This window comes from Streptomyces sp. NPDC026062 (genome assembly GCF_055568375.1).
Genome location: NZ_JBVHOQ010000018.1, coordinates 47721 through 49734 on the forward strand (window position 1 = coordinate 47721; position 2014 = coordinate 49734).

General features: G+C 73.6%; 2 protein-coding genes. Both read right to left on the reverse strand.

All coding sequences use genetic code 11. The features are described from left to right. Window positions 1-379 (reverse strand): LuxR C-terminal-related transcriptional regulator (locus tag ACZ4LX_RS18265; RefSeq protein WP_467721221.1); only part of this gene is annotated, 379 nt, incomplete at its 3' end. Window positions 380-714: 335 nt separating this feature from the next. Further along, a complete protein-coding gene (gene hisC, locus ACZ4LX_RS18270; protein WP_467645494.1) occupies window positions 715-1782 on the reverse strand; it encodes a histidinol-phosphate transaminase in 1068 nt (355 codons plus the stop codon). Window positions 1783-2014 lie beyond the last annotated feature (232 nt).

The following is a 2014-nucleotide window of genomic DNA, read 5'->3' on the forward strand; positions in this document are numbered from 1 at the left end:
TGGCGCCGATCTTGCAGTAGACGCTGCCGAGATGGTTCTTCACGGTCTTCTCGGAGATGTCGAGCCGCCGGGCGATGAGCCGGTTGCTCAGCCCCTCGGCCAGCAGCCCGAGTACGCATCGCTCGCGTGCCGTCAGATCGGCTCCGTCCGCCGGAGCCGCCTCCTGGGGGGCGCTCAGGCCGGCGTGACGGGCGTAGAGGGCGGCCTGGGTGCGGTGGCTGGCGCCGATCTTGCAGTAGACGCTGCCGAGATGGTTCTTCACGGTCTTCTCGGAGATGTCGAGCCGCCGGGCGATGAGCCGGTTGCTCAGCCCCTGGGCGAGCAGACCCAGTACGTCCAGCTCCCGGAAGGTGAGGTTCACGGCCGGTGCTTCTGACACGTTCTTTCCTCCTGCTGTGTTCCCTCGCAGGGCGGGAACGGATCCCTTCGAGGAGGTGAGTCAGTGGAACGTGCAGCTTCAGGAGCCTCGTGCGGCGGCGGGACGACCACCTCGCTTCCGTGCTGCCGCGGTCAAGCTATGCCCCGGGCAGGGCCGATCGCCCGCACGCGAGTGCGGTTCGAGAGCGGGGCTGGAGCGTTTGAGGGCGCGGTTCGAGAGCGGCGCTGGAGCGGGTGCGGAGTGCGGCCCGAGCGCGCGGCTTCACGCCCCGGGCCTCACCGACCCGGGTCTCGCCCACTCGGGCCGCACCGACCCGGGCCCACCCCACCGGGCCCTCACATCCGCAGGTCGCCCACGATCTTCAGCAGGCGGTCGTTCTGTTCGGGTGTGCCGATGGTGATCCGTACTCCCTCGTCGCCGAAGGGGCGCACCATCACTCCCGACTCCAGGCACGCGTCGGCGAACGCCTGGGTGCGGGCGCCGAGCCGCAGCCAGACGAAGTTGGCCTGGCTGTCCGGAACGCTCCGGCCCGCGGCGCGCAGGGCGCGGACGACCCGGGCGCGTTCGGCCACCAGGGTCCGTACCCGTTCCAGCAGTTCGGGTTCCGCGTCCAGTGAGGCGCGGGCGGCGGTCTGGGCGAGCCCGCTGAGCCCGAACGGCACCGAGCAGGCCCGCAGCGCGGCCGCGACCGGGGTGTGCGCGACGGCGTAGCCGACCCGCAGCCGCGCCAGGCCGTAGGCCTTGGAGAAGGTGCGCAGCACGACGACGTTGGGGCGGTCGCGGTAGAGCGCGATGCCGTCGGGCACGTCGGTGTCGTCGACGAACTCGCGGTACGCCTCGTCGAGTACGACCAGCACATCGCCCGGCACCCGGTCGAGGAAGCGTTCGAGCTCGCCCCGGTGCACGGCGGTGCCGGTCGGGTTGTTGGGGTTGCACACGAGGACCAGGCGAGTGCGGTCGGTGAGCGCGTCGGCCATGGCGTCGAGGTCGTGCCGCTCGTCGCGCAGCGGGACCTGTACCGGAGTGGCGCCGGTGGACCAGACGAGCCGGGGGTAGGCCTCGAACGAGCGCCAGGCGAACAGGACTTCGTCGCCCTCACCGACGGCGGCACAGAGCAGATCCCGGGTGACCCCGAGCGACCCGGTGCCGGGGACGACGTGCTCGGGGGGCACCGCGAGCCGTGCGGACAGCCGGGTGACCAGCTCGCCGTTGGCCGCGTCGGGGTAGCGGTTGACGCGCCCCAGCTCCTCGCTCATCGCGGCGACGACCGACGGCAGCGGGGGAAAGGGGTTCTCGTTCGACGACAGCTTGTCCACCAGGTCGCTGGGAGCGGCCCGGCCGGGTACGTAGCGGGGCAGTCCGGAGACATCGGCGCGCAGCCGGGGGACGGGTGAAGAAGACATCGGCGCTTCCTGGGGAGGAGGGGGCGGACGGTCGTAGGGGGCGCCGTCCGCCGCCGGCCGAGGGAGCCGCGGGTCCCGGAGCCCCACGCCGCGGCGGGGGGGGGGGGGCCCCGCGCGCCCCCCCCCCCCCCCCCCCCCCCGCGCGGGGCCCGGCCGGGGGGGGGGGCGGGGGGGGGGGGGGGCCCGCGGGGGGGGGGGGGGCGCCAGGCAAGAAACCACGGGAAACAACACC